This is a genomic window from Phenylobacterium sp., from assembly GCF_036677185.1.
Lineage (GTDB): Bacteria > Pseudomonadota > Alphaproteobacteria > Caulobacterales > Caulobacteraceae > Phenylobacterium.
In genome coordinates, this window is record NZ_JAKFEN010000021.1 from 205,785 (window position 1) to 228,447 (window position 22,663).

Sequence of the window (22,663 nt, forward strand, 5' to 3'; positions counted from 1 at the left end):
AGCGCGGACGCCGCTAACCTCGGCGCGAAAGGCTCGCCTTCGGAGGATGGTCTGTGGCGCCAGTCCGATAGGACGGTGCTGGGCGACTCAGGCAGGCAAGCCAAACTGCAGCGCAAGAGGGGCCAGGATCAGTGCGCCGATGGATGCGACGGCTGTCAAAACCGCCTGCATCGGTCGTCGGCGAAGGCGGCTAGATCGGCTGCTCTGCAAAAACTGGACGACCATCTCGACAGTATGGGTCCCTGCGGGCCGTTCGGTAGGTTCCATGCCCCGCGTTCGGTGATTGTTAGGCGGCCTGCCGACGCCCCAGCGCGCGCTTCTGCGCTCCAATTTGACGCTGCTTCGCCCGCCGAACCGCCACGATAGCGTCGTTTTAGACCAAAATCCCCGGAGTAAACGACGAGCGCCGAAGCTCGCGATGTAGCTCAATCGGAAGATTCATTGATTTTCTAGGAAAAATTGGCGCGCCGACGTCGAAGGCGCAGAGAACTATGCCTTCGCTATGGCGCTCTAGCTTTCGACGACCAACCAGTATCTGCCGAAAGGGCCGCTTGGCGCCAAGAGCGGAACTTGGACTCGGGCCGGAGAGCGGACGTGCGACTGTGAGGCCGGCTGCGGCTGGTTACCGCCGGGGCTGGGCAACTGCTTGCGTTGAGCAATCTGCGATGAGCGCGTCGCAGGAGCCTTGAGCTGACATGGCGTCTCTAAACGGCCCAACGGGTGGCGCAGCGTCAGCCCTCACTCATCGGCTTCAGGGCGCGGAGAACGCATTATCTCCGTCCATCCGCTCGCGCCTCCCTCGATCGTCGCTCAGGCGTAGCGGACCTCGAGGGCAGGCGCCGCATCGCATTCCGCGCGGAGTTGGTCGCCCCGACGAACGGGACCGACCCCGGCGGGCGTCCCAGTGAGGATGACGTCGCCCGCCGCGAGTTCGACCAATTGCGAAAGCGCCGCGAGGGTATCGGCGATCGGCCAGATGAGGGCGTGGAGGTCGCCGGACTGGCGCACCTCGCCATTGATCGTCAGGCGGATGGCGCCCTTCGTCGGGGGCGCGCCGGGGCACGGGCGGAAAGCGCCGATCGGGCAGGACCTGTCGAACGCCTTGCCCATGTCCCACGGCCGCGCGAGCCGCTTGGCCTCGGACTGGAGATCGCGGCGCGTCATGTCCAAAGCGACGGCGCAGCCAAAGACGGCGGCGCCCGCCTGCTCGACGCTGAGCCCGCTGCCGCCCGACCGCAGGCCCACGGCAAGCTCGACCTCATGATGCAGGTCCTGAGTCGCCAGGGGATACGGCAGCTCACCGCCGGTGGGGACGATGGCGTCCGCAGGCTTGCCGAAGAAGAAGGGCGGCTCGCGGTCCGGGTCACCGCCCATTTCGAGGGCGTGTTCTGCGTAGTTTCGCCCGACGCACCAGATCCGACGGACGGGGAACAGCGCCTCGCTGCCCTCGATCGGCACGGCAGCGCTCGGGGCGGGCGGAAAGGTGTAGATCATGCGAGCGCCACCGGGGCTTCGAGGCGGCCCAGCGCCCCAAATCTCGTGAAGAGCTCCCTGCGCTGCTCCGCGGCCAGAGGCGCGAGCGGCGGCAGCGTCAGCTCGTGCGCCGGGTCGGCGGCGAGATGCGCCACCATGGCCTTGATGGCGGGAACCAGCGGCAGTCCGTCGAAGATGTTTCGGAAGGCGATGGCCCGAAAGAGCGCGTCGGCGTCGCCCTCGCGATACCCGCGCGCGCAGTCCGCAGAGTTGAGGTTGGCCGTTGCTGAGATGCAGCCGGCGAAGGGTCCGCCTTCCCGGGCTAGGCCCAGGTTAGCCTCGTTCGAAGGGAAGACGTCGAGGTCCGGCGAGATCGCAGCGATCTGGCGGGAATAGGGTACGTCGCCTGAGGAGTCCTTCAAGCCGGCGATGCGGTCGCCGAAGGCCGCCACCAGCGCCTCCACCAGGGCGGGCGTGTACGTGACGCCGCTGAGGGCCGGGAAGTTGTAGAGGTATAAGGGAATGGCCTCCGCCGCCGTCGCGGTCACGAGCCGATCGAAGAACCGCATCAGGCCGGCGTCGGCCACGGCCTTGTAGTAGAACGGCGGCAGCACCAGGGCTCCACCGAACCCGTTTGCGGCGGCCGACTTGGTCAGGCGGACCGCGTCGTCGAGGGCCGCGGCGCCGACGCCGACGAGCAAGCGGCTGGTGGGCAATCCCGAGCGGCCCACGGCGTCCGTCAGGCTTTCGCGCGCCTCCGCGCTGAAAGAGGTCGCCTCCCCCGTCGTTCCGAGGACGTTGAGGCCGTCGCAGCCGTCGGCCAGGAGGCGCTGTGCGCGGGAGAGGAAGCGCGGAATATCGGGATGCCCCGCCTCGGTGACAGGCGTGGTGATGGCGGCGACGACGCCGCGCACGCGTGCGGTCATGAGGGTCCTCTAGTCTTGGGGCTAGTGGACAGCCGCTGGCTGTCGGGAATGTCGATGGCGGGGTTCTCGCCGGGCAGGAACTCGACCGTGATGAAGATCAGGTCGGTGTCGCCCACGTTCTCGATGGCGTGGACGAAGAACTCGCCCGGCCCATGGCGGAAGTGCCGGGTCTCGCCAGGATAGTGGTGGACGTCGACGATCCGGCCGTCCTGGTAGTAGCCGCGCGCCACGCCGCGCGAGGGGGTCGTCCAGAAGTAGTCCAGGACGTGGCGGTGGAAGGTGAGCCAGCCGCCGGGGGGCAGGTGCAGGTGCCAAACCCGCACCCGATCGGTCTCGGATACGAGGACGCTGCCGACGCCGCCGCTGAACTGGTTGGCCTCGAACTCCCTGCGGCGGGCTTCGGGCCAGTCGCGCAGCGGGTCCTCGGGCGGACCCGGCGGCGCGATCTCGACGATCTTGTGCTCCATGCGCCTGTCAGTCCTGCGGACGCACGACGACCTTGATCGCCCCGTCGACGCGCTCGCGCGCGTAGCGCAGCGCTTCGGGCAGGTCGGCGAGGCCGAAGGTGTGGGTGTGGATCAGCTTCGCATCGAAGCGAGGCATCAGGGCCATGGCGCGCCGGGTGGCGCTTCTCCCCTCCCCGCGTATTCCGTAGAGATACATGTTGTTGCGCACCGCATGTGCGAGATCGATCGACACAGGCACATGCGGGAAGGCGGCCAGACAGATCCGTCCCCCGCGGTTGGCCATCTGGATGGCCTGGTTGATCGACTCCTCCGTGCCGGCGCAGTCCATGACGAAGTCGGCGCCGCCGCCCGTGATCTGGCGCACGACATCACCGGGATCCTCGGCGGTGGCGTCGATCACCCGGTCGGCTCCGAGAAGGGCCCCGATCTTGAGGCGCTCGGCCCGGGTGCCGGTCAGGATCACCGGCGACGCCCCCAAGCTCTTGGCGATGGCGACGGCCAGGAGACCGATCGGCCCCGGGCCGATGACCACGACGGCCTCCCCCGCCACCAGACCGCCAAGCTCGGTGAACCCGTACATCGAGGTGCCCGCGGTCACCACGAGCGCGGCTTCCTCGTCGCTCATGCCGTCCGGCACCCGGACTAGCGTGTTGATGTTGTTCACCGCGTACTGCGCGAAGCCACCGTCGGTCGTGAACCCGTTGGCCCGATGGCCGCGGTCATGGCCTTCGTAGTTCTCACCATAGTTCAGGCAGGCGGTGTACATGCCTTCCCGGCACCGCTTGCAACGGCCGCAACCGGCGTGGATCTCGACGCTCACCCGCTCGCCAACCCGATATTCGCCGACGTCCGGCCCGAGTTGCACGACGGTCCCCATGTACTCGTGGCCAGGCGTAAAGCCCTTGTTGAACGGCAGCCCGCCCTGGATGCGCGCCGGCGGCCCATCTTGGATGACCTCAAGGTCGGTAGCGCAGACCGCCACCGCATCGATGCGGACCAGCACTTCGGCACGGCCGGGCGCGGGCGTCGGCTTGTCCACCAGGCTGAGCTGTCCTGGGTTCCCCAAGACCCAAGCCCGCATCCTTTCGGGGACCATGAGCATGCGCTCGTCCATTCACCGCCTCGACCATTTGTATCAATATAAACCAAATTGGTTTATCTCATAGCGCAGCCCGTTCCTGGGCGCAATCGATGTCGTAGCGTCGGGAGGATCCGGCGCGCCCGCGCCTAGGCTGCCGGAGCCGCCAGGCCAGCGGCCCCGAGGACGCGAGCGGCGATCCTGCGCACCGACAGGGAGAGCTCGGCGAGATCATCTCGACACAGTCCGCCGTTCTGCTTGCGCCAGCAGCCGGCGATCATCACGGCGTCGATGTTCCCGGGGTGGGCCTGGAGGACGGTCGCGACCGGATCGTTTGCAGGTTGCAGGTTGAAGGCTTCGGCATCGACCATGACGAGGTCGGCCTGCATCCCGACTTCCAGGGCGCCGACCCGGCCGGCCAGACCCAGGGCGCGGGCGCCCTCGCGCGTCACCCACCCGAGCGCCTCGGCGCCCCGCGGAGGTCCCGCGGACGGACCTGCGCCGTTCCGAGCCGCGGCATGGTCAAGCGCTCGCTGGTGCGCGAGCGCCATGCGCGCCGCCGTCAGCATCTCTCCACTGATGGCCGCCTCGATGTCGATCCCGAGGGAAGGCGCGGCGCCCAGCGCTCGCAGACGGCCCGTGATGGGGTGGCCGTGACCGTCCCCCATCTCGACCTCCGGCGTCACCGTGAAGGTGACGCCCGCGCCCACCAGGCGCGCCAGCGTCTCGTCGTCCAGGTGATTGCCGTGGACGATGTTGACGTGCGGGCCGAGCAGCCCCTTGGCTTCGAGAAGTGGCCAAGGATCCACCGCCGGCGTCGGACCGCCGCTGTGATGCATCGAGGCGATCAGCCCGAGGTCCTTGGCCAGGCGCAGATCGTGCTCCGCAATCTCGAGCGGCGAATACATCGGCCCGGGAATGGCGATGCCGAGGGTCAGCCGGCCTTCCCGGTCCCCAAACGCGCCATTGAGGAGACGCTCCAGCTCGTCGCGGGGATGCGGCGACGGCGCGATACCCGGACCTGCCCCCGGCGTCCCATGCATGAACAGCGCGCGGATGCCTGACGCCTGCAGGGCCGCGACCGCCGCATCGGTGTGCTCAGGCGTCGGATTGTTGTGACACCAGTCGCCGACGGTGGTGGTTCCGCCGGCGATCTGGTTCAGCGCGCCCGCCAGGGTCCCATCATAGATGTCCTGCGGCGTGAAATGCTCCGCCACACGCCCGTGCACCCGCATCAGGTATTCCATCAGCGACCAGTCGGCCGCGAGGCCGCGTAGCGGGGTCTGCCAGGTGTGAAGGTGGCAGTTGATGAGCCCAGGCAGGACCAGCCGGCCGGCCCCGTCGACGACTTCCGTCGCCTCGCCGGCGTCCAGTTGGGGGCCGATGGCGGCTATGGCGCTGCCGTCGATGAGGATGTCGGTCGTCGCGGCGTCGACCCTCTCCGGAGGTGCGGCCAACACCCGCGCGCCGCGGATCAGGATCTTTGTCAAAACGCCCTCTCTATGTTGCGGGGTGGTATCGCGCCTTTGAGCTTGCATTGTCAACCAATCAGAGACTATTTAAACCAAATTGGTACAGGAGAACGCGGTGGGAGACGGTCCGGAGGTGAAGCTTGCGCCCGCGATCGTGCGCGCGTTCTCAGGGCGTCGCGCGGCAGCGTTCGCCCCGCCTGACGAGGCGGCCTCAGCGGAATCGCAGGCCGCGCTTCGCCAACTGTCGGTCGAGCGCCTCATGGCCTACGGGGTGCACGACCCCGACGCCCTGGAGCTTCGCGGCAGGGTCTGGGCGGGCGAAGACTGGCGAAGCGTCGCCACCGAACTGGCCGACAGCTGCCTGTCGCCCCCAGAGGCGGGCGTCTCTCCGCCAACCCGCCAGACCCGGATCAACCGCCTCTTCCGCGCCTCGGCGCTCACACGGATGAGCCAGATGATGATGCTGGGAGACAGCCCGGAACGTTCGGCGATCTTCGCCCGCGCCGGAGAGCTCTACGGCCAGGCGGCCGCGCTGGCGGGCGATCGCCAGCGGGAGGTCATCGAGACCCCGAACGGTCCTCTGATCGGCTGGTTCTTTCCGGCCGCCGGGCCCGAAGTGGTCGGCGCAGCCCTCCTGATCGGCGGGGTCGAAGGCTGGGCGATGGACTTCTCGGAGATGGCCACGGCGCTGGCGGCCCGCGGCATCGACACCCTCTCGATCGATGGCCCAGGCCAGGGCGAAAGCCGCATGGTCCTGGGACATCTCCTCACCGACGGATGGGAGGCGGCCTACGCCGCGGCGATCGACTGGCTCGCGCGCCGGTCCGCGGGACGCCGGATCGGCGTGGTGGGCAACAGCATGGGCGGTTCCTTCGCCATGCACCTGGCCGCCCGCCATCCAGCGATCGCCGCGTGCTGTAACAACGGCGGCACGAGCGCGCCGGCGATGGCGCGAGCCAACGCGACCTTCTTCCAGAAGATGACCGCTTTCGTCGGGGACGTGTCCGGCGATGAAGCGCAGGCGCGCTGGGCCACGGTAAGGCCCGCCGATCCTGACGCGCCCGTTCGCTGTCCACTGCTGGTCGTCCATGGGGGGCTGGATCCGATGATCAGCGATGCGGACGCGCGGAACCTGTTCCAGACCGCCCAGGCCGCAGACAAGCAGATGGTCGTGTTCTCGGACGGCGACCACTGCATCTACAACCACCCCGACGACAAGCTCTCGCTGGTCGGGGACTGGCTGGCGTCGCGCCTGGGCGGCCCCTGACGATCGCCGCACATGCCGCCTCACTCACGATGTTCGTCCCAGGCGCTGGAATCCAGCCGCCTGGCTCTCCGGATGGAGCCTAAGCTTGGTTGACCCTGACCTTATGTTGGATGTCCTGGTGGTGGGCGGCGGCCCGACCGGATCGGCCCTTGCGATCGACCTGGCGCGCCGCGGCCTGCGGGTCCGCATCATCGAGAAGAACGCCCACAGCTTCCCCGGTTCGCGGGCGAAGGGGCTCCAGCCGCGCACCCTCGAGGTGCTCGACGATCTGGGCGTCGTGGCCGACGCCCTGGCCGCCGGCGACCTCTATCCCCCGCTTGGCGTCCACGTGGGGCCGCTGGTGATCCCGCGGCGGATGTACAAGACCCGCAAGGCGACCTCGGACATCCCGTATCCCAACACCCTGCTCATCCCGCAATTCGAGACCGATGCGCTCCTGCATCGACGACTCGCGGCGCTCGGCGTGCGCGTGGAATTCAACGCCAGGCTCAAGGCGTTCGTCGAAACGGACGAAGGCGTGCAGGCCACCGTCGAGCATCCCGGCGGCGAGGAGACGATCACCTGCCGATACATGGTCGGCGCCGACGGCGGGGCGAGCTCCGTCCGCGAGCAGCTCAAGATCGGGTTTCCGGGCCGCACCGACGAGGCCGACCGCATGATCATCGTCGACTGCAAGGTCGAGGGCCTCTCCCGCGACTACTGGCACGCCTGGCCAGGCGGCGGGGGCCGGTTCGTGGTCGCCTGCCCCCTGCCGCACGGCGACCTCTTCCAATGGATGATCCGCCTGAAGCCTGGCGAGGAGCCGCGCCTCGACGAAGCCGCCCTCAACCACCGGGTCCGTGACCACACACGCTCGAAGAAGCTCAGGCTGCATGACATCCGATGGACCTCGGTGTTTCGGCCGAACATCCGCCTGGCCGACCACTATCGCCAGGGCCGCGTCTTCCTGGCCGGCGATGCGGCTCACGTCCACACGCCCGCCGGCGCGCAGGGCCTGAACACCGGAGTCCAGGACGCCTACAACCTGGGCTGGAAGCTCGCGCAGGCCCTGAACGGCGCGCCAGCGACGTTACTCGACAGCTATGAAGCCGAGCGCCAGCCGGTGGCTGCGCGGGTGCTTGGGATGTCCACCCAGAAGTACGAGGCCATGAACCGCGGCGGGGCCGAAGCCTCCAGGCGGGGCGCGGACGAACAGCAGCTGGGGATCACCTATCGAAGAGGCCCGCTGGGGGATGGCGGCGCGTCGACCAGCACGCTTGCGGTCGGCGACCGCGCACCGGATGCGGTCCTCAAGGACCTGCACGGCGCGCCCGTGCGGCTGTTCGACGTCTTCCGGGGACCACACTTCACGGCGCTCGCCTTCGGCGTGGCCGCAGCCCAGGACCTGTCACGTCTGGCGTGGTCGAGGCAGGGGGCCGGCCTGAAGCGGGTGGCGATCAACCCCGGCTCAGGCGCCGACGCGGACGTCGTGCTGCGCGACGCCGGCGAGACCTTCGCGTCAGCCTACGGATTGACCGGCGATGCCCTCATTCTGGTGCGGCCCGACGGCTACATCGCCCAGATCGCCCGGGACGACCGCGTCGCCGCGACGGCGCGGGCCGCCGCGAGGCTCACGCCGCCCTTGTAGTCCGCAACGACGGATCCTCGGCCCCGTCGACGCAAAGCCCGATGGTTGCCGTCAGCGCCAGCCGATCCACTCTCGGACCCCTCGGCCCATCACCCACTCCAGGTCCTCCCCCTGCAGCCAGCTGAGTTCCTCGGTGAACATCGTCACGCACTCGCGCCAGCTGCACCTCATCCGGGTGTAGTCGGTGCCCCAGAACATGCGCTCCGGCCCGAAGGCGTCGAACGTCCGGCGCAGGAGCGGATGGGTGCTGGCGAACGGATAGTCATCGTTGGCCATGCTGGGCACGCCGCTCGCCTTGACCGCAACATTGGGCAGACGGGCCAGCGGCAGCAGGGCCTCCACGAGCTCGCCGGCTTCGGGAAGCTTGGTGAAAGGCCCAACGCCCAGATGATCGATCAGGAGCCTCATCCTAGGATGGCGCGCCGCGATGCGTGACAGCTCCGCATAGAGTGCGGGATGGACCATGAGCCCGACCGGCAGACCCAGGCGGTCGGCCGCCGTCCAGAGCCACTCCAGCGCGCCGTCGGCCAGCAGTCGCTGCTGATCCGGCATGACGAGGACGAACCGCAGGCCCAGCATGCCCGGCTGGGCCACGAACCCGTCGACGAAATCGTCAGGGCGAGGAACGGAAAGGTCGAACCAGCCGAGCGTGGCGAAGCGGCTCGGATACTGGCGCGCCGCCTCCACCGCATAGGCGTTGGCGTCCGCATCCCAGATGGCGGGGCAGTTGACGGCGCTATCGACGCCGGCGGCGTCCATGTCCCGAAGCGCGTCCTCCATGCGGAACGGCGCGCGCCAGTGATGCGGCGGGGCCTGCTCGCCCGTCCACAGGTGGATTTGCGAATCGATGATCTGCATGGGTCGGCCTGCGGCGTTCTCGAGTAAGCCCAAAGTGGCCCGTGGCGCAGACCCATTGGCCGTGCTCACCGGGATGTGTCTCGAGAGTGAAGGGCTAAACCATTTTGGTCAAGTATGGTTCAAATTGGCCCCGAGCCGGTCAGATCGTGTCGAGCAGGCCGCCCCGCGCGTCAATGCGACGGCTAAACCGTCTGCAGCAGGTCCGCGTCGCGGTCTGCGCCCCGCATGTGCGCCTGGGTTCCGCCTAGGTGGTCCGCCATCGCGCGCATCGCCTGGGCGCCGTCACGCGCCGCGATGGCGTCGACGATCGCCTCGTGCTCACGGAAGGAGTGGTAGTCGTCCGCAGGCCCGACGGGGCGCTTCACGAGCGTGCCCCATACGACGTAGCGCCGCACGCCGTTGAGGAGCGCCTGGATCTCCGCCAGGAGCACGTTGCCGGTGGCCTCGGCGATTACGTTGTGGAAGCGCCAGTCAAGTTCCGCATAGGCTTCCCAGCTGGGCGCCTTGCGCATCTCGGCGCAAAGGCTCCGCATCTCCCCGACCTGAGCCGATGTGGCGTTCAGCGCAGCCAGGCGGCACAGCTCCGGCTCTATGATCCTGCGCGCCTGCATGGCCATCAGCGGGCTCGTCCGGGCGGCGATGTCCTCGCTCCCCACCGACGTCTGCGCCGCGTCCGGCACGATGAAGGTGCCGCGGCCGACGTGGCGGCGGATCTGCCCTTCCTTCTCGAGCACCGCCAAGGCCTTACGCAACTCCGCGCGGGAGACGCAGAACCTCGCGGCGAGCTCACGCTCCGCCGGTAGACGCAGGTTGCCGTCGAGCCGCTGCGCGCTGAGCCACTTCCGGACGGTGGGCAACAGATGGTCCGCTTTGGTCGCCGTCATGTAGGCATCCCGCCCGATTGGTTGAAGCGGAACCACTTAACCACTCACAGCCGGCGAGGGCCAGCCTGCCTGCTCCACGCAAGCAAGTGATGCACTCTAGATCTCACACCTTGGTCGCCTTGGCGCCAAACTCGGGCGTAAGCCGGCCTAGGCTTGAGAACCCGGAGACATAACCCCCTCGACCGGAAGGCTGAGCAGCTCGGAGATCGCCTGGAACTCGCTCAGGTACTCCGGCTTGTGCTGCGCCAACCAGCGCACGACCTGGGCATTGCCGAACAGCCGCGTGACTAGGCCTTGGCGACCGTGAGGTGCAGGTTGTCGATGCCGTAGGTCTCCTCCACGGCCTTGATCTGCACCTGCAGCCCGGCGAGCTCCCCGCTCGAGCCGCGCCACCTGTTCGCGCGTCACCGCGCTCGTCTCCGGCGCCGGCTTCCGCTTGCCCTTCGTGGAGGCCAGATGGCCCTCTGGCGTCGCGGCCAGCAAAGCCAAGGCGAAGGCCTTGCCGAAGTTGTTGTGGCCGAGCATCAGCTCGGCCGCCTCGAGCTGGCGCATCGGTCCCATCTTCCGCAGCACATCGAACACCGCGAACGAGCACTGCGAATCCTTGAGCAGGACCGCGACCTCAGGGGCAGCAACCCGATGATGAGGTCGGACTTCTCGCAGGCCGCCGACAGCCGGTGCGGCCGCGAGACGCGCTCGTCGTTGACGAGGACCGAGCGCATGAACGGATACGACCAAGTCGCGTAGCGCCCATGCTGGGCGGCCAGGGCGCGGCGCAACGAGCATCACGCGACTGGCGGGCCGCAAACTCCGATAGGCGAGCGCGGCCATGTTGGCGACGATCGTCTTGCCGGTGCCGGGCGGCAGGCGCAGCTCGGTCGAACGGCCCTCGCCGGCGGCGTCCGCCAGGGCGAGCGCGGCTGCCAACTGATAGCGGCGCGCCTGGAGCCCGCGCGCGACCGCCGCGGGCTGCGATAGCGCGCGCCCGATGAGATCCGACGCGGCGCTCAGGACGCCGCCGCGGCCGGCTTGGCCGGCTTCGGCTGCGTCCCGTCGTAGACCTTGCGGCCAATCGCATAGCCCCGGCTGAGTAGATAGCCGAGCGAGGTCAGTAGCGGCACGCGGTTGTACTGCCTATTGATGCTATATTTGAGCTGCCGCAGAACCGCCTTCTCCGTGTCGTCGCCCCCAACCTTGTGGCCTTCGAACAGCGCCTCGGCGGCGATCAGGTCGCGCAGCCAGTTGCTCAGCTGCACGTAGAAGAAGCTGCCGAGCAGACTGATCAGGCTGAGGAAGAATCCCAGGGTTCCGATTTCCTGAGAGGTGAGGACCTGGGCGCTAGGCATTGGCCACCTCTTGTCCCACGCGGTCGATCATCACCATCACGCTGTCGGCCGGGAGTTCGATCAGCCGCTGGTCCCCCACCCCGCCCTTTGCGGTCGGCCCAATGAAATTGCGATCGACCTTGAACTCGGCGTCGCACAGCCGATTGAGCTCGATGGAAGCCATGCGCGTGGTGCGCACGTTAAGCCCCTTGTCGCCGTCGCCGGCCGCTTGGCGCTGCAGGGCCTGCGGCTTCACCCGTTCCAGGTCCGCGAGGAGGTCGCGCAGGGCCTGGCTGCGCCAGTGACGCAGCGTCTTGGCGTGGGTGAGGCTGTCGGACTTGGTCGAGACCCTGTGGTTCTTCCCCGCGACGTAGGCAGAGCACTGCCACGAGGAGGAGCCTGCGCGGCGGTAGATCTGGATCTTTCCGCCGTAGATCGAATGCCCGTTCGGCATCGGAACGCCCTTCTGTGAAGGGGTGTGTTCCACTGTGTAAGAGGTGTGTAAGCCTTTTTCGATGGCCAGCTTGGCAGCTAAGTCATTGAAAATTGGCGCGCCCGGAACGATTCGAACGTCCGACCCTCAGATTCGTAGTTGCTCAATCCACCTTTTCTGGGCTTCGCCAGAACTCGCTGGAGTGAGGTTGCCAACCCCACAACCCGTTGCGTAATATAGGTTTTGGCGAACGCGATCGAACTCGATCGCAGTTCGACCGGAAGATCGTTGGTACGTTTCGACATCAGAAACCCCGACCTAATTCCCGACCTAGTTCGCTTTGGAGGCTGAGATGGCGGACCAACGGATCAGTCTGAACGACGATGTCGTGGCTCGTCTGCCTTTCGCCCAGGGCGGCCAATACAAGGCCCGCGACACCGAGCTGAAGGGCTTCTACGTCCTCGTGGGCACACGTCGGAAGACGTTCTGCGTCTATGGCGAATATTGGAACGAAGGCGTCCGCAAGAGCACGCGGCAGACGATCGGATCGGCGGCCGATCTGACGACCCGAGCGGCACGCAAGCTGGCTCGGGACCACCTGGTTCGCATCGCCGCCGGTGAGTTCGCGGCGGAGGCAGCCGCCGATGCGCCGCCGCCCGCAGCCGGGGTGACCCTGCGACAAGCCTGGGACCGGTACAGGGACTCCCACCTACGCCGGAAGGAACGCAGCGAGGCGACGATCCGGGGCTTTCGCGACCACGTCGAGCGGTACATGGCGGACTGGCTGGACGAGCCGCTCATGACGCTTGGCGAGCACCCCAGGCTGGTCGCCGACCGGCATGACAAGATCACGCGGGAGAACGGCCCCTTCGCCGCCAACGGCTGCATGCGCACCCTGCGGGCCATCTACAACCACGCCCGTCGCTCGGCGCGACAGCTACCGCCTGACAACCCGACGACTGCGGTCGACTGGAATGTCGAGCGTCGGCGCGACAGCGCCATGGGCGTCGACGACCTCCCCCGCTGGTTCGAGCAAGCTCGCAGCTTGCGCCATCAGATTCGCCGGGAGTTCCACCTCTTCACGCTCCTCTCGGGATCACGGCCTGGCGCGCTGATGCAGGCCAGGGTCGCGGACCTGGATCTGGCAGGCCGCATCCTGCACATCCCCAGGCCCAAAGGCGGCGCCAAGCGAGCCTTCGACATCCCGCTGTCGCGGGCCATGGTGCGCTGCCTGATCCGGGCGATGCGGGTTAGTCGCGAGCTCTATCCCGAGCAGGCTGAGACCTGGATCTTCGCGGCCGCCAGCGAAGCGGGGCATCTCGTCGAGCATAAGGAAGACCGCACCAGGCTCTTCAAATGGGGCAACGACCTGCGGCAGACCTACCGCACCGTAGGCCAGGCCGCCGGCCTCTCGGATATCGACATGCATCTTTTGATGAACCACAGCCTGCCCGGTGTGAATGCCGGCTACATCACACGCGCCAAGCTGCTCGACGACCACCTGCGCGAGGCGCAGGAGCGGCTGTCGACCTACATTATCGACGCTGCGGCCAAGGCGGCCAGCAGTCCGGATGATGGCATTCCTCGCTGGCCGCAGCTGCCGGCCCGGCGGATCGGCGACGCAGTCAGAGATCCCCGCGCTCGGGATGTCCGGGTCGGACGGCCTCGGAACCGTCACGAGCCAGATGAGATGATGGCCGCGTAAAGTCTGACGACTCGGGTCGCCAGAATAGCCGCTAGACTTGCGTGCCGCACACTCGCGCTGGCGCAGGGAACATGCAGTGGAACTACCGTCGCTGATATTTGGAATAGTCGGCGCTCTGACGGGATCGGCGTCGCTCGCGCGGCTCTTCTATCTCGACATTCGCGGTAAGTCTGCGCGCCTGGCGATCACCACGGTACGCGGCCCGACAGCCATGCTGAAGATGCGGATAGAGTACCGTCCCGAGTTCGCGCACATCGGACTATCGGCGCAGGTTAAGGTTTTGGGCCGATCCGAAACTACGCTGCTGCCGGGAGAACGTAGCGAGGAGCATTTGGCTCTCGGCGTCATGAACAGCCAATTCGAGCGCGCGATGGTCACCGAGAACATCGGCAGCATTCCGCTGACTGGCGATCGCTCCAGGGTGAAGGTGCGTCTGCTCCATCTCTCGTCGGAGCCAAGCGGCATCTACGCCGCGTTGGTTTGGCTTCAACGCGACGACGATCGCCCCATCGACCTAGCTCGGCTGGAGGTCCGCGTCGTCTCCGACGACGGAAAACTACTGCTCAAGCGGAAGATCGCGATCAGCGCTACCGACTGACGAATAGTTGGGATCGAGCCCGCGTGGCCGGCCGGTCGCCAGATTGCCTTCAACCGTAGACAAGGGGAGCGCGGCTCGCCTCCTGAAGCGCTATGAACGCATGTTTTGAATAGGGCTGCGCCAGTAGACCTGCCCACCCGTTCAGGGTCGCAAGAATGCGCGCGCGTTGCCGTTCGGGGAACGAACGCATTTGTGACTTCACCTGCACCCCAGCCAAATGTTCCCGCCATTTCGATTGGTGGAGCTCAAGCATCGCCAGGTCGAGGACGTCCAGAGGGTGGGTCACGAACATCGGAAGGCGCGGTACGTCGTTCACGGTTCCGTGGAACTGGACGTGGAGAGGCGGATGCCCCGCCTGGCCTGCGTACCCACCCTGGCAGACATCGAAGTGAACGACCTTGGTGGCCTCCTGATCGTCAGGATCGAAGATCGTCAGTTCGGCGTAACCCTCATAGACCAACAGACGATTGGCGTCGGCCGGATCTGGTCCGCACATCCATTCGAAGCTCACCTGACCCATCATCGGTCGGTGATCGCCGACGCCCTTGTAGAGTTTGGAGGGTCGAATCCGCACGGCGCCCCCCAGGCCATTCTTGTCCGAAGGCCATTTGAAGCGCTGCCCCGCCGTCGTCTGGCTGAGACCGACCTCGAGCGCCGTCACATACCCGTCGAAGGTCGCCTTCGACCCCGCTTCCAGAAAGGTGCCCGCCCAGCCGGGAAACCGTCGCAGCTCGTCCTTCAGGCCCGAGATGTCCAGGGATATGACGCTCACGCCTGCAGTTCCCGATCGTCGGGGTCCACCAAGGCTTCGAGGATCTTGTCCCCTTGGACTTCGTCGCGCCTCATCCACGGCTCAAGCGCGTTCGCGGGCCAACCGGGCGGATGAACCTCGACCGCGTCGGCGATCGGGACGACATCGCACTCCGTAAAATCGTCGTTCCACGTCACGACCATGTCGTTGTCCGCGAGTGGCTGCAGGACGCCGCCGGAGAGCGCCCCAAGCGCCGCTGTGCGATCACGCAGCTCGACAGTCTTTTGGCCCAACAGCCATGCGGCCTGGTCGAGCCCCGCCGTCCACCATCTCCGCCCTAGGAACCGCTCGAACACGCCTCCGTAGACGGAGCCGGACACGAGGGCGTGGGCTTCGCCCGACGCGGGCCCGTCGATCCAGGCCACGAACGACTCGACGGTCGCGCCAAGTGACCAAGCCGCGAACCGGTCCGACAGGAAAACCGCCGGAAACGGAAGTGCTCGATGAAGGAGCCATCTCAGCGCAGCGGTCGGACCTCGTGCCGGAAAGGCGCCGCCTTGGCCGGCAGCTTCGCTGATGGGAGGCTGGGCTCGGGCCAGATGCACACGCGCACGCGTCGCCCAATCGACGTCGGGCAACGCGAGAAGGGCTTCGAGCTCGAGGAAGCTGGCGCCGCCGTTTCCGAAGACCTCCGTCGCACGACGGTAGGCCTCACCGATCTCTTGAGCCTTCGCGCCGAACTCTGGATCCTCCTTCCAGAGCAACCACTCGACGTCGAGGGTGGGCGCGATCCTATGTTCGCGGCTTCGAAACGAACCACCCAATGGAAGCGGCGGCCCGACCGCCGGGACCTCCAGCTTGTAGGACTCCTCCTGGCTGGTGATCAGTACGATCGGAGCGAGGACGAGATTTTCTCGTCGCGCCCAGGACCGGAAGTGCGCGACGAGGCTCGCGCCGTCCGGCGCCCTCATCGACAAGGCGGCATTGTCGATATCGAGTTCCTGGTCGACCAGGATCACATCGGCGTCGGCGATGCCGCCGGCCAAGGCGAGAGCAAATCCGTCGTCTTGCGGACTGACCATGACGACGGCCACCGTATCGGGGAGATGGACCGTGGCCGGGACGTCGTCGACGACGAGGGCTTGCGTCATCGCGCCGGCACCTTGAACTGGAGAGCCGTGGCGAAGCCGGCCGCGGGCGGGACGAAGGCGATCTCACCCCCGTATTCGTCCAGCAGGCTGCGGGTGATGGTCAGCCCAAGGCCCATGCCTTGGCCCAATCGGTCGTCGACATCTTCCGTCGTCGACCGGAACGGCGCGAACCAGCGTTCGGAGGTGGCCAAATCGACCTCGGCGCCTGTGTTTTCGATCCGAACCACGACGTGTTGGTCCTCGAGGGCGCCGGTGGCGCGTATCCGTCCGCCCTCGCCGGCGAACTTGATCGCGTTGCTCAGGAGATTGCTGAGGACGGCCGCCGTTTCGGCCGGGAACATGGGTGGCGACAGCAGACGCTCGGGAATGTCGTTCTCGACCGTGACCTTTCGCGTCGCAGCGGCTCGCTCGAAGAACCTCGACACGACGTCGAACCGCTCGCGGATCGCGTGGCGGGTCCTGCGCCTGCGCCCCTCCACGCCCGTCATATCCGCCAGGTAGACGGAGTTGCGCCGTAGGCGCTCCCGCATGTCCCGGGCCTCGCCGATCAGGACCTGAAGCCGTTGGGCGACGTCGGCCGGGGCGGTCTTGGCCAGGCGCTCCAGCGTGACGAGGATTGTCTGCGCCGTCAGAGCGAGGGAATGGACCTCATGCACGAAGGCGGCGTGTTCCAGACCCATCGACGCCAAGAGACGATATGTGGTCGCTTCCGAGGCCGCCTCGTCGGAGAGCTCGGCCGCCGCGCCGATCTGCTGCTCGACCCGGGCCAGGCTCGCGGCGACGTCGGCATTACGACCTTGGGCCAGGGCGCCCCGGGCCTCCCGAAGCGAGGTCAGGGCGTCACCTTGCAAGCTGCTCATCAGGAACGCCGTCGGAGGCGACCCTGCCCCCGCGCGGCCGGCGGCGGCCGTTTGCCGTTCCTGGGTTCGGTGGCGAGCGGATTTCGCCTCCGAAGTTGCCGCATAGCGGACCCGCGTCTGGATATCGATGGCCAGACGAACGACCTCGGCGATGAAATCGACCTCGGGGCCGGGCAGGAAGCCTTCGCGATTAACCAGCATCTCCATCCCCGGCGAGCGCTCGCGGGTCAGGAACACGCCCCCTAGCAGCATCTCGTTGCCCTGGATGACGAGGCTTTCCTTCGTGTCGCCTTCAGGCAGGTTCCAGTCCGAATAGTTCCGAAGACGGGCCAGGGGCGTGTGGCCTCGCGCCTTGTAGTCCTTGTCGAGCTCCAGCCAGTCATCCTGCGGCTCACCGTAAGGGAGCACTCGAAATCCCTCATGATAGACTCGCACGCCCCGGTAGGCGGCCGGCCAGCTTTCCGACATCCTTTGGAGGATGCGGGCCTGGAAACCGACCCGCGGCTTGTCCTTCGGAAATTTGCGGCAGACGCGAAATCCTTCCGCGTTGGCGTATTCGGTCATGCACTTGCGGGTCGGCGTCACCACGATCTCAAGGCGATCCTCATCCGGATTGCAGTCTATCTCCACGACAAACATCGCGCTTTCCGCCAACGTCGGCAGCAAGTCGTCGGGTCGGGCGAGTTCACCGCCCAATACGACCTGGAAAGCTCCCGGCTTCCGCGCGTCCCTAACAAACGGGCTCCCGAAGAGCACAGGCTTCCGGACCACGGTCGGCGGTAGGGCCTCCACCAACAGGTCCGGCGGCGTGAGCGTTGCGACTTCGCCATGGAAGCGCGCCAGGTCGCGCGGCGTCCACCTGCGTCTCAGGTTGTGAAGGCGCAGCGACGTACCGGCCGTGCCGACGGCATTTCCGACGGACTCCACCACGACCGCGCCGGTTCCGTCGACCGAGGCCAGGGTGGGGTGTGCCTCGACGGCGTCCCAGTCGATTATCGCATCGACTCCACCGATGGCGGCGAAGCCACTTAGCGGGTCGCGGGGTGTGCCGCCCCAGCGTCGGGAGGCCACTTCCAACATGCGCGCCAGCTTGTGCGCCGCCAGACGTCCCACCCCCTTCTCGCCGGTGTAGCGGCGCTCGAACCAGGGCGAGCGACGCTCTCCATCGGTCTTCGACCGACCGGCGATGGTCAGGAAGCCCTTCGAAAACTCCGCGTCGTTCATTCCCGTGCCGTCGTCGGAGACGACGATCTCGCCCCCCTCGTCGGCGAGGCCCACGCCGTAGATCTCCACCTTCGTGGCATCGGCGTCGTAGGAATTCTTGACGAGCTCCACCAAGGCGGTTGAATCCCGCCCGACGAGCAGTTCACCGAGTTCGCGGAATAGCTTGGTATCGACCTCAAAGCCGGCCAAAGACGATCATCCTCGCACTGCGGCTGCTCGTCCCGAGAACGCCTCGCCCCACCCCTACGAGACCACCCTACAGCTTTCGCGAGCACCTCGGAAGCTCGGCCTGGTCTCCACCCGCGTTGCGTCACGACAGCAGGCGTGCCACGCAAGGTCGATTATGAACGGGCCCGATGGAATCAAACCTGCCTCCCGCATCAAACGACGGTGAATCGTCGACCCCCGGATCGCGCAGCCGCGCGCCGAAGGGGGCGGTCGGACGCGCCCAGGCGCGCACGCGGGTCCACGCCCACTGTGGCGTCTACACGGACGTCACGGTCGTCGGCATGATGCTTGATCTCGTCGGCTGGACCGCGGCGTCGGACTTGGCCGACGCCCGTCTCCTTGAGCCGTCGTGCGGGGACGGCGCCTTCGTCGCCGAGGCGGCACGACGCTTGGTCAGGTCGCGGCCGGCGGCCGGCATATCGGCGCTTATCGACATGATCGTCGCCTTCGAGTTCGAGGCGGCCACGGCACGGCGAGCGCGAGCCAACGTCGCCGCGGCTTTGCAAGGCGAAGGCATGAAGCGCGGCGACGCGGTTCTCTTGGCCAAGACCTGGATTCGCACGGAAGATTTCCTCACGTCGGAGCTCGACGGCACGTTCAGCCATGTCGTCGGCAATCCGCCCTACATGCGCTGGTCGCTCGTGCCGGACATCCTTCGCAACGCCTATCGCAAGGCCCTGCCCGCTCACGTCGCCAAAGGCGATCTTTGTCTTGGATTCGTCTGGCGCGGCTTGCAGACGCTCCGCCCGGACACCGGCGCGATGGCCTTCCTCTGCGCCGACCGATGGCTTCGATGCGCATACGGCGCCGGTGTGCGGGAGGCGTTCGTCAAGACCCACGCCCTCGTCGCCCACGTCGAGGTCCACGACGTGCCGGTGTTCACGGGCGACCGGGCGGTAAGCGCCTATGCCGCCATCAGCCTCATTCGTGCGCGCGCCAACACGGCCACATTCTTCGCGCGCGCCACGTCGACGAAGGACCTTCGAGCGTCACTGAAGGAGGCGCAGGCCCATGATGCCGTGTGCCTTGCTCCTGCTCCTGCTCCGGGAAGGACCGCGTCGCGCATCTCCCTCGTCGAAGAAGACACCGCTTGGGCCATCGACCTTCTGCGAGCCGGCGGGGCTCCTCTCGGGAGCGCGGGCGTCCAGGTGAAGTGTGGCGTGGCGCTCGGCGCGGTGAAGGTCTTCGTGGTCGATCCCACCGCCGACATCGAGGCCGACCGTCTTGTCCCGCTCATCCGCAGTGTCGATGTCGCCCAGGATGGCGCCGTGACCGCGGTCCGCCGCGTGATCAACGTGTGGACGGAGGGGGGCGAACTCGTCGATCTGTCCGCCTATCCGAAGCTGTCGGCCCATCTTGAGGCGCACCGCGCCCAGTTGACCATCCGGGCCTGCGTCGGCGAACCCCATCAATGGTACAGGTCGATCGACAAGATTGACCTCGGCCGAGTGGCCGCCCCGAAGGTCCTGGTGGTCGGCATGGCGAAACACGCCAGAGTTGGCCTCGACGCCGGCGGGAGTCAGCACGGCAACGCCCTCTACGCGCTCACCTCCAGCACTTGGCCGGTGACCGCGTTGCGTCGGCTCCTGGACGGCGGCGTGCTCGAGCTCTTCGGCGTCGCGCTCTCGCCACGATTTTCCGGCGGAACGAAGCGCTTCGATGGCCACGTCCTCTCGCAGGTCCACTTGCCGACCTGGGATCGCGTGCCGATCGAGGCTCGGACGGTGCTTCTTGATCCGGCGACGATCGTGGACGCCGACGTCGTGGCCGCCACGTACCGGGTTTCCGGCCGGCAACGCGCGCGCACCCTGCGCCACGCGCTGGAGGCGTGCGCTGGCCGGCAGACGAGTTCCGAACGGGAACAGGCCGCATGAACGGCCTGGATATCATCGCGCGGTCGATGTCGGTGGCGACGACCGGAAGCCCCGGCGGTTCCCGGTTCCAGAACGGGAACGCCTGGCAGTATCATCCGCGCAGCGACCGCCATTCCAAGATCGCCTGCTGGGCTCTGATGTTCGACCTCCTGCAGGAGTGCGAACTGCTGCAGGCCCACCTCGCGTCCGGCAAGGTCGCCATCGGCATCAACCATCCGATGCGCGACTTCGCGCGCAACCGGTCGAAGAATCTCGATCTGGTCATCTGCCGCGCGAGTGGCGTCCCGAGCCAACGCACCTTCGCCGACCTCGTGATGCCCTACACCATCGTGCTCGATGACGGTGAGCAAGCGATCCTGTCGGCTCTTCCGCCTGCGCCGCTCGGCAAGCCCGCGACGGTACTCATGGCGCTCGAAGCCAAGGCCTGCATGACGGAATTCGGCAAGGCCAGGCCCAGGCTCTACGACGAACTGAACAGCTCGCACCTGACCATCCATGGTGACACCGACGGTGCCATCGCCGCAGGTTTCGCGATGATCAACCGCGCGGAGACCTTCGTCTCTCCGCTGCGGAATCCGTGGGCACTCGGTTCCCTGCCGACGATCGTTTCACGACACAATCAGCCCAAGGACATGCTGTCGGTCGCCGCCAAGCTGATGGAACTGCCGCGTCGCGCCCGTCCAGGCGAGGAAGGCTTCGATGCGTTCGCGATCGCGGTGGTCGATTGCGCCAACGACGGCCGTGCCGTCACGGCGAGTGGCTTCGCCGGCGCACCGGGCATGCCCGGAATCTACGACTACGCCCAGACCATCGGGCGTCTCGGACACCTCTACGCGACGCGCTTCGGTTCGATCTGAACACCGGCGACGTGGCGGTAGTGGGCCTCGACCGCATCGATGAACCCCGGCGTGAAGCGCAGCTTCGCAACCCGCGTCCGCGACAGGAAGCCGGCAGTCGCCCTGGGACTGAGCAACGCGCCCTCGTGCCGCAGGAACTCCGCCAGCGGTGGGGCCCGACGGCCTAAAGGATCGACGCCGATCGCGACCGCGTGGCGGTCGCGCCCATCGAAACGAGCGGCCTTCGGCAAACGACCGACCGGGTCGAAGGCGAGATCGCGAGACCGGTCGTAGGCGCCCGGGGTCCTCAAACGGCCACCCAGCCAGGCGGCGACAGGCACGCTGACGGCGCTCCCGACCAGGCTCCAACGGGCCGACCCGCGGGTCACCTCCTCAGCCGGCGCCGTCCAGTCCTCCGGAAAACCCTGTAAGCGTTCGGCGTCACGAATGTCGGGTTTCACCACTCGCCCGTTGGGCAAGAGAATGGCGGGAGGAGAGGGAATGCCGACCGCCGAACCGTTCTTCAGAGTCGGCACCGCGTCGACCGCCCAGCCGAGTCCGCCTCGACCTTCCGTCCAGTAGAAGCCGTGCGCGAGCTCGCCCAGCGCCGTCTTCGGCCGAACGAGGGGGGTGTCGTCCGCCATGAGGACGTCGGCCGGATCGCCCTCGCGCGACGCCACCAGGAAGACGCGCTCGCGCCGGTGCGGCAGCTCGAATCCATTGCTGTCGACTACTCGCCAAGCCCAGAGGTAGCCGAGCTCTTCCAGGCGATCGACGATGCTGCGCATCGCGGCACCCCGGCCCAACTGCAACATGAACGGCACATTTTCCAAGACGATCCAGGGCGTCTTGGCCTCGGCGGCCAGCCGGAATACCTCTTCGACCAAGCCGCTACGGTCGCCATCCAGGCCCCGCGCGAGGCCTGCCTGGCTAAGATCCTGGCACGGGAACCCAGCCACCACGAGATCCACGTCGGACGGTAGCCTGGCCAGCTCGCGCACGTCGCCGACGAGTTCGACGTCCGGCAGGCGCCGCGCCAGCACCGCGCGTGCAGCCGGAAGGATTTCGCTGGCCAGCAGCATCTCATGGCCGGCCCGCGCCATGCCCACTTCAAGGCCGCCAACGCCTGCGAACAGTCCTGCAATCTTCATGGGGCGCGCCGATCCTCTGATTCGGAATGTTCCTCTACCCGGGACGGCACGTCCACCCGCGTCCCGAACAATCGGCCGAGCCGCGCCCTGACGGCCCCGGCGTCGCGAGTCTCGCACTCCCAGACGATCTCGGCACGCCAGCCCTTGGCCGCCAGGCCGTCCACGGCGCGCCGGTCGCGAGCCCGATTGGCGTCGATCTTGGCCAGCCACCAATTGGTCCGGGTCTTCGGAACGGTAGCGAACTTGCAGTCCTCGTGACCATGCCAGAAGCAACCATGGACGAATATCGCCGTGCGATGGCGCGGAAAGACCAAGTCCGGCGTGCCCGGCAGGTCCTTCCTATGGAGCCTGAACCTCAGTCCGAGCCCGTGGGCGACACGTCGCACCCTCAATTCCGGCGCGGTCCCCTGCCGGCGCACCTTGCGCATGTGCGCGCTGCGTTCTTCTGACGACAGTCGGTCCATCGGCGTTCCTG

At 67.2% G+C, this 22,663-nt stretch carries 21 protein-coding genes; 6 read left to right on the forward strand and 15 right to left on the reverse strand.

The annotated features are described in order from the left end of the window. Nucleotides 1–810: 810 nt before the first annotated feature. The 5 genes from V6M51_RS12905 to V6M51_RS12925 all read right to left on the reverse strand — a co-directional run bounded on the left by V6M51_RS12905 (nucleotide 811) and on the right by V6M51_RS12925 (nucleotide 5,434). Nucleotides 811–1,494, reverse strand: a complete 684-nt coding sequence (locus tag V6M51_RS12905) for a fumarylacetoacetate hydrolase family protein (protein WP_332767746.1) — start codon at nucleotides 1,492–1,494, stop codon at nucleotides 811–813. After that, nucleotides 1,491–2,399, reverse strand: coding sequence for a dihydrodipicolinate synthase family protein (locus V6M51_RS12910; RefSeq protein WP_332767747.1), 909 nt, complete (start codon nucleotides 2,397–2,399; stop codon nucleotides 1,491–1,493). The genes V6M51_RS12905 and V6M51_RS12910 overlap by 4 nt, the downstream gene beginning before the upstream one ends. Next, nucleotides 2,396–2,866 carry a hypothetical protein gene (locus V6M51_RS12915; protein WP_332767749.1) on the reverse strand — a complete coding sequence of 157 codons (471 nt, stop codon included), beginning with the start codon at nucleotides 2,864–2,866 and terminating at the stop codon, nucleotides 2,396–2,398. Before V6M51_RS12915 ends, V6M51_RS12910 begins: the two co-directional genes overlap by 4 nt. A gap of 7 nt (nucleotides 2,867–2,873) precedes the next feature. After that, nucleotides 2,874–3,980 carry a zinc-dependent alcohol dehydrogenase gene (locus V6M51_RS12920; RefSeq protein WP_332767750.1) on the reverse strand — a complete coding sequence of 369 codons (1,107 nt, stop codon included), beginning with the start codon at nucleotides 3,978–3,980 and terminating at the stop codon, nucleotides 2,874–2,876. Nucleotides 3,981–4,093: 113 nt separating this feature from the next. Beyond that, nucleotides 4,094–5,434: an amidohydrolase family protein gene (locus V6M51_RS12925; protein WP_332767751.1), complete on the reverse strand. Its 1,341-nt coding sequence runs from the start codon at nucleotides 5,432–5,434 to the stop codon at nucleotides 4,094–4,096. Between the two features lie 97 nt (nucleotides 5,435–5,531). Between V6M51_RS12925 and V6M51_RS12930 the strand changes: the two genes are divergently transcribed. After that, nucleotides 5,532–6,683 (forward strand): alpha/beta hydrolase family protein, encoded by a 1,152-nt coding sequence (locus tag V6M51_RS12930; protein WP_332767752.1) that lies wholly within the window; start codon nucleotides 5,532–5,534, stop codon nucleotides 6,681–6,683. 85 nt (nucleotides 6,684–6,768) lie between these two features. Then, entirely contained in the window at nucleotides 6,769–8,310 is a 1,542-nt protein-coding gene (locus V6M51_RS12935; protein ID WP_332767754.1) for an FAD-dependent oxidoreductase, read from the forward strand. Nucleotides 8,311–8,361: 51 nt separating this feature from the next. On the opposite strand, the gene V6M51_RS12940 is transcribed toward V6M51_RS12935, so the two are convergent. From V6M51_RS12940 to V6M51_RS12960, 5 genes are all read right to left on the reverse strand, one after another. Continuing rightward, entirely contained in the window at nucleotides 8,362–9,168 is an 807-nt protein-coding gene (locus V6M51_RS12940; RefSeq protein WP_332767756.1) for an amidohydrolase family protein, read from the reverse strand. 182 nt (nucleotides 9,169–9,350) lie between these two features. Next, the gene (locus V6M51_RS12945) at nucleotides 9,351–10,052 is read right to left on the reverse strand and encodes a FadR/GntR family transcriptional regulator (protein ID WP_332767758.1); all 702 of its coding nucleotides are present in this window, start codon (nucleotides 10,050–10,052) and stop codon (nucleotides 9,351–9,353) included. A 147-nt stretch (nucleotides 10,053–10,199) separates the two neighbouring features. Beyond that, a complete protein-coding gene (locus V6M51_RS12950; protein WP_332767759.1) occupies nucleotides 10,200–10,979 on the reverse strand; it encodes a plasmid partitioning protein RepB C-terminal domain-containing protein in 780 nt (259 codons plus the stop codon). Between the two features lie 80 nt (nucleotides 10,980–11,059). Continuing rightward, nucleotides 11,060–11,398: a hypothetical protein gene (locus V6M51_RS12955; RefSeq protein ID WP_332767760.1), complete on the reverse strand. Its 339-nt coding sequence runs from the start codon at nucleotides 11,396–11,398 to the stop codon at nucleotides 11,060–11,062. After that, complete coding sequence (locus tag V6M51_RS12960; protein WP_332767762.1) at nucleotides 11,391–11,831, reverse strand: hypothetical protein; 441 nt, start codon at nucleotides 11,829–11,831, stop codon at nucleotides 11,391–11,393. Before V6M51_RS12960 ends, V6M51_RS12955 begins: the two co-directional genes overlap by 8 nt. A 331-nt stretch (nucleotides 11,832–12,162) precedes the next feature. On the opposite strand from V6M51_RS12960, the gene V6M51_RS12965 reads away from it, so the two are divergent. After that, a complete protein-coding gene (locus tag V6M51_RS12965; RefSeq protein WP_332767764.1) occupies nucleotides 12,163–13,515 on the forward strand; it encodes an integrase in 1,353 nt (450 codons plus the stop codon). 76 nt (nucleotides 13,516–13,591) lie between these two features. After that, the gene (locus tag V6M51_RS12970) at nucleotides 13,592–14,113 is read left to right on the forward strand and encodes a hypothetical protein (protein ID WP_332767765.1); all 522 of its coding nucleotides are present in this window, start codon (nucleotides 13,592–13,594) and stop codon (nucleotides 14,111–14,113) included. Nucleotides 14,114–14,162: 49 nt separating this feature from the next. Here V6M51_RS12970 and V6M51_RS12975 read toward each other — a convergent pair whose 3' ends face one another. Genes V6M51_RS12975 through V6M51_RS12985 form a run of 3 tightly spaced genes read right to left on the reverse strand, consistent with a single transcriptional unit; the run spans nucleotide 14,163 to nucleotide 18,288 of the window. Next, nucleotides 14,163–14,885, reverse strand: coding sequence for a hypothetical protein (locus tag V6M51_RS12975; protein WP_332767767.1), 723 nt, complete (start codon nucleotides 14,883–14,885; stop codon nucleotides 14,163–14,165). After that, entirely contained in the window at nucleotides 14,882–16,015 is a 1,134-nt protein-coding gene (locus V6M51_RS12980; RefSeq protein ID WP_332767769.1) for a hypothetical protein, read from the reverse strand. The genes V6M51_RS12975 and V6M51_RS12980 overlap by 4 nt, the downstream gene beginning before the upstream one ends. Further along, nucleotides 16,012–18,288 (reverse strand): sensor histidine kinase, encoded by a 2,277-nt coding sequence (locus tag V6M51_RS12985; RefSeq protein ID WP_332767771.1) that lies wholly within the window; start codon nucleotides 18,286–18,288, stop codon nucleotides 16,012–16,014. Before V6M51_RS12985 ends, V6M51_RS12980 begins: the two co-directional genes overlap by 4 nt. A gap of 167 nt (nucleotides 18,289–18,455) precedes the next feature. Here V6M51_RS12985 and V6M51_RS12990 point away from each other — a divergent pair, with 167 nt between their 5' ends. Both V6M51_RS12990 and V6M51_RS12995 read left to right on the forward strand, forming a co-directional pair. Continuing rightward, nucleotides 18,456–20,201, forward strand: coding sequence for an Eco57I restriction-modification methylase domain-containing protein (locus V6M51_RS12990; RefSeq protein WP_332767773.1), 1,746 nt, complete (start codon nucleotides 18,456–18,458; stop codon nucleotides 20,199–20,201). Further along, nucleotides 20,198–21,058 (forward strand): hypothetical protein, encoded by an 861-nt coding sequence (locus tag V6M51_RS12995; protein WP_332767776.1) that lies wholly within the window; start codon nucleotides 20,198–20,200, stop codon nucleotides 21,056–21,058. Before V6M51_RS12990 ends, V6M51_RS12995 begins: the two co-directional genes overlap by 4 nt. On the opposite strand, the gene V6M51_RS13000 is transcribed toward V6M51_RS12995, so the two are convergent. Continuing rightward, nucleotides 21,031–22,188, reverse strand: a complete 1,158-nt coding sequence (locus tag V6M51_RS13000) for a DNA cytosine methyltransferase (RefSeq protein WP_332767778.1) — start codon at nucleotides 22,186–22,188, stop codon at nucleotides 21,031–21,033. The genes V6M51_RS12995 and V6M51_RS13000 overlap by 28 nt on opposite strands. Continuing rightward, complete coding sequence (locus tag V6M51_RS13005; protein ID WP_332767780.1) at nucleotides 22,185–22,652, reverse strand: very short patch repair endonuclease; 468 nt, start codon at nucleotides 22,650–22,652, stop codon at nucleotides 22,185–22,187. The genes V6M51_RS13000 and V6M51_RS13005 overlap by 4 nt, the downstream gene beginning before the upstream one ends. Nucleotides 22,653–22,663: the final 11 nt, after the last annotated feature.

What these genes read in the sequence shown, in the direction of transcription:
- V6M51_RS13000 (WP_332767778.1), bottom strand. Translation starts at nt 22,188, where the DNA reads ATGAAGATTGCAGGACTGTTCGCAGGCGTTGGCGGCCTTGAAGTGGGC.
- V6M51_RS12920 (WP_332767750.1), bottom strand. Translation starts at nt 3,980, where the DNA reads ATGGACGAGCGCATGCTCATGGTCCCCGAAAGGATGCGGGCTTGGGTC.
- V6M51_RS12955 (WP_332767760.1), bottom strand. Translation starts at nt 11,398, where the DNA reads ATGCCTAGCGCCCAGGTCCTCACCTCTCAGGAAATCGGAACCCTGGGA.
- V6M51_RS12910 (WP_332767747.1), bottom strand. Translation starts at nt 2,399, where the DNA reads ATGACCGCACGCGTGCGCGGCGTCGTCGCCGCCATCACCACGCCTGTC.
- V6M51_RS12915 (WP_332767749.1), bottom strand. Translation starts at nt 2,866, where the DNA reads ATGGAGCACAAGATCGTCGAGATCGCGCCGCCGGGTCCGCCCGAGGAC.
- V6M51_RS12980 (WP_332767769.1), bottom strand. Translation starts at nt 16,015, where the DNA reads ATGACGCAAGCCCTCGTCGTCGACGACGTCCCGGCCACGGTCCATCTC.
- V6M51_RS12990 (WP_332767773.1), top strand. Translation starts at nt 18,456, where the DNA reads ATGGAATCAAACCTGCCTCCCGCATCAAACGACGGTGAATCGTCGACC.
- V6M51_RS12940 (WP_332767756.1), bottom strand. Translation starts at nt 9,168, where the DNA reads ATGCAGATCATCGATTCGCAAATCCACCTGTGGACGGGCGAGCAGGCC.
- V6M51_RS12945 (WP_332767758.1), bottom strand. Translation starts at nt 10,052, where the DNA reads ATGACGGCGACCAAAGCGGACCATCTGTTGCCCACCGTCCGGAAGTGG.
- V6M51_RS12995 (WP_332767776.1), top strand. Translation starts at nt 20,198, where the DNA reads ATGAACGGCCTGGATATCATCGCGCGGTCGATGTCGGTGGCGACGACC.
- V6M51_RS13005 (WP_332767780.1), bottom strand. Translation starts at nt 22,652, where the DNA reads ATGGACCGACTGTCGTCAGAAGAACGCAGCGCGCACATGCGCAAGGTG.
- V6M51_RS12965 (WP_332767764.1), top strand. Translation starts at nt 12,163, where the DNA reads ATGGCGGACCAACGGATCAGTCTGAACGACGATGTCGTGGCTCGTCTG.
- V6M51_RS12905 (WP_332767746.1), bottom strand. Translation starts at nt 1,494, where the DNA reads ATGATCTACACCTTTCCGCCCGCCCCGAGCGCTGCCGTGCCGATCGAG.
- V6M51_RS12960 (WP_332767762.1), bottom strand. Translation starts at nt 11,831, where the DNA reads ATGCCGAACGGGCATTCGATCTACGGCGGAAAGATCCAGATCTACCGC.